Here is a 3,574-nt window from a genome sequence, read left to right on the forward strand (position 1 = left end):
CACCGCCGAGACCCTGCTCCGCTGCTACCTGCACGCCGCCGCGGTGGACGGCCGCACGGTCCGCCACCTGCACCGCTGGGCCCAGGGCAACCACGTCCAGGAAGCCGTCCGCGCCCTGCGCACCCACCCCTCCGCCGCCTCCGGCGCGGCCGGTGAGCTGGAGTCGGCCCTCACCTCGCACACCGAACGCCGCGACATGGCGCACCAGTTGACCTCCCGCGCCCTCGCCTGTCTCGGCGCCGTCCACATCCGCGAGGCGTGCACACCCAACCGGAACGATTCCCTGGTACTGGATTCCTTCGTCCACGAATCGGGAACGCTCTATGTGATCGGCGAATCCGTCGAGGACCCGAGGACCGATCCGGCGGCGATGCCGCTCCTGACGGCCCTCGCCTCAAGCGTGGTCGAGCGCGGCCGGCGCATGGCCGAACGGTCATCCTCCGGCCGCCTCGACCCACCAATCACCCTCGTCCTCGACGACGTCGCCGCCGTGGCCCCGGTCCCCCAGCTCCCGGACCTCCTGTCCGCGGGCACCGCCCTGGGCCTGCCCACCCTGGCCCTGGTCCGCTCCCGGGAACAACTCCGCGCCCGCTGGCCGCACGCCGGCCTCTGAACCGGAACCCGCCCGCTCTGCACCCGCCCGCGAAGCCGTCCCTCAGGACTCGCTCAAAAAAGGTGCCTTCCGGGCACCGGGATGCAACCGTGGGTCCCTGCCCACCGTCTCCCGTGACAGCGGGCATACGGGAGGGGTGGGCTGCATGGTCTGGTTCCTGGGGCTTGGTTTCGCGGGGCTCGTCGTTCTCGCCGTCGCGCTCCTCTTCGACGGCGTCCTCGAAGGCCTCTTCGGCGGTGTCGAGGCGCTCAACGGCCTCTTCGACGGCCTGATCTCGCTGCCCGTGATCGCGGGCTTCGTCTCGATGCTCGGCTTCACCGGCGCGATCGTCACCGGCACCACCGGCCTCGGCCCGGCCGCCGCGGCCGCCGTCGCCGTCCCCGCCGCCCTGCTCACCGCCTGGGGCGCCTACCGCGCCAGCAGAGCACTGATGAACGACCATTCCGGCTCGGCGCCCCGCGAGGCCGACGTCGTCGGCGTCACCGGCGTCGTCGTCACCGCCATATCCGCCGACGGTTACGGCGAGGTGCTCGTGCGGCTCGCGGGCCAGCCCGTCAAACTCGCCGCCCGCGCCGACGGCCCACTGCCCCGGGGCACCCGGGTCTGGGTCGACCAGTCCCTGTCGAGCACCTCCATCTCGGTGCGCCCGGTCGAGAACTGACCCCGGCCGAGCCCCGAGCCCCGACACCGACCACCCGGCACCGCACGCCGCGCACCGCACGCCGCGCACCACCCACCGCCTCACCGCCGCACCGAGTCCCACCACCAGCGCTGTTCCGTTCCCTGGGGGGAATCCATGCCAAGCCCCGTCGTCATCGCCTCGGCCGGAGTCGTCGTACTCCTCTTCCTGCTCGCCCTCATCGTGGTCAGCCGCTACAAGGTGGCCGGCCCCAACGAGGCCTTCATCGTCACCGGCCGCCGCGGCAAGAAGGCCACCGACCCGGAGACCGGCACCGTCTTCACCGACAACAGCGGCCAGAAGGTCGTGGTCGGCGGCGGCGTCTTCGTCGTCCCGTTCCTGCAGCAGCGCTTCAGCCTGGACCTGTCGTCCCGCCAGATCCCCGTGTCGGTCCGCGGCGCGGTCACCCTCCGGGGCATCAAGGCCAACCTGGACGGCGTGGCCATCGTCAAGGTCGGCGGCACCGAGGACGCCATCCGCGCCGCCGCCCAGCGGTTCCTCGGCCAGCAGGACGACATCGTCGGCTTCACCCAGGAAGTCCTGTCCGGCGCCCTGCGCGCCATCGTGGGCCGCATGTCGGTCGAGGACATCATCCGCGACCGGGCCGCCTTCGCCGGCCAGGTCGCCGAGGAGGCCGAGGCCAGCCTCTCCGGGCAGGGCCTGATCACCGACGCCTTCCAGATCCAGGACATCACCACCGAGGGCTCCTACCTCCAGGACCTCGGCCGCCCCGAGGCCGCCCGCGCCAAGCAGGAGGCGGACATCGCCGAGGCCATCGCCCGCCGAGCCGCCGAACAGGCCCGTCTGAAGGCCGAGGAGGAGATCGCGGTCGCCCAGCGGACCTTCGCCCTCAAGCAGGCGGAGATCCAGGCCGAGACCGACGAGGCCAAGGCCCGCGCCGCGGCCTCCGGACCGCTCGCCGAGGCGGCCCGCCAGCAGGAGATCCTCCAGGAACAGGAGAAGGTCGCCGAGCGCCAGGCCGCCCTGACCGACCGGCAGCTCGACACCGAGGTCCGCAAGCCGGCCGACGCCAAGCGGTACGCCGCCGAGCAGGACGCCGAGGCCAAGCGGGTCGCCCGGGTGAAGCAGGCGGAGGCCGAGCGCCTGGCCGGCATCGCCTCCGCCCAGGCGGAGGCCGAGCGGGCCCGCCTCACCGGTGAGGGCGAGAAGCAGCGCCGAAGCGCCATCGCCGAGGCCGTGCGCCTCGAGGGTGAGGCCGAGGCGGCCGCCATCGGCGTCAAGGGCGCCGCGGAGGCCGCCGCCATGGAGAAGAAGGCGGACGCCTACCGCCAGTACGGTGACGCGGCCATCCTCCAGATGCTGGTGGAGATCCTTCCCCAGGTCGTCGAGAAGGCCGCCGAGCCGATGAGTGCCATCGACAAGATGACGGTCATCTCCACCGACGGCGCCAGCCAGCTCTCCCGCACGGTCACCGACAACGTCGCCCAGGGCCTGGAACTGCTGAGCTCCACCACCGGAGTCGACCTTCCCTCCCTGCTGAAGAACCTCACCCAGCGCAACGGCGCCGGCGACACCGGAACCCGCAACGGGAGCGTCCCCATCTCCGAGTGACCCACCGCGGCCGCATACACCGAGGGCCCCGGCTCGCCCCATGTCTCCATGGGGCGAGCCGGGGCCCTCCACACATCACGCGCCGTCACTCCTTGGGAAGCACGAGCTCCCACTCGAAGTCGTCGCCCTCCTGCACCTTGAGCCCACTCGGCCGGAACCCGAGCCGACGGTACGCACCGAGCGCACGCTCGTTCCGCTCGTGCACGTAGAGCCGCACCTGCTCGGCCCCGCTCTCCCAGGCCCAGGCCGCCGCCGCTTCGAACAGTTCCCCGATCAGCCCGGTGCCGCGGTACTCGGGCTTCACGAACACGCCCACCACCTGGGCCTGCCGGCGCTCGATCGGCACACCGAGGAAGTCCGCCTCTCCCGGCGTCTCCAACAGAACCGCCACCGTGCCGACCCAGCCGCCCGCACCCGGAAGCTCCGCCACGAACTGCCGGACCGCGGTGCCGCCCTCCGCCGCGCCTTCCGTCCGCTCCTGCCAGAACGAATCCGGCTTGCCGGCGGCGTTCTCGTAGGTCTCGGCGAAGGCCAGATGTGCCACCGGGTCCTGTAGCGAAAGCAGCCGCAGTGCCTTCATCTCACGCCACTCCGCGGCGCGTATCACCCGGATGACGGGTCGCTGTCTGTCGTCCATACGGTCAGGCTAAGCAGGACCGGGGCAGACCGCCCACTCGATTAAACGCGGACGAACCAACCGAAAACCCTCG

3 protein-coding genes and 1 pseudogene are annotated in these 3,574 nt (G+C 72.0%); 3 read left to right on the top strand and 1 reads right to left on the bottom strand.

Translation table 11 applies throughout. The features are described 5' to 3' along the window. The 3 genes and pseudogenes from HW445_RS22570 to HW445_RS22580 all read left to right on the top strand — a co-directional run. Positions 1–613: pseudogene (locus HW445_RS22570) on the top strand (type IV secretory system conjugative DNA transfer family protein); the annotation flags it as partial. 145 nt (positions 614–758) lie between these two features. Beyond that, a complete protein-coding gene (locus HW445_RS22575; RefSeq protein WP_180222796.1) occupies positions 759–1,274 on the top strand; it encodes a hypothetical protein in 516 nt (171 codons plus the stop codon). A 135-nt stretch (positions 1,275–1,409) separates the two neighbouring features. Further along, positions 1,410–2,864 carry a flotillin family protein gene (locus HW445_RS22580; RefSeq protein ID WP_180222797.1) on the top strand — a complete coding sequence of 485 codons (1,455 nt, stop codon included), beginning with the start codon at positions 1,410–1,412 and terminating at the stop codon, positions 2,862–2,864. A gap of 85 nt (positions 2,865–2,949) precedes the next feature. Here the strand turns inward: HW445_RS22580 and HW445_RS22585 are convergent, their stop codons facing one another. Further along, on the bottom strand, positions 2,950–3,501 hold the full coding sequence (locus HW445_RS22585) for a GNAT family N-acetyltransferase (RefSeq protein ID WP_257231230.1): 552 nt from the start codon (positions 3,499–3,501) through the stop codon (positions 2,950–2,952). Between the last annotated feature and the right edge of the window lie 73 nt (positions 3,502–3,574).

It is taken from the genome of Streptomyces sp. UH6, from assembly GCF_013421635.1.
Classification (GTDB): Bacteria; Actinomycetota; Actinomycetes; order Streptomycetales; family Streptomycetaceae; genus Streptomyces; species Streptomyces abyssomicinicus.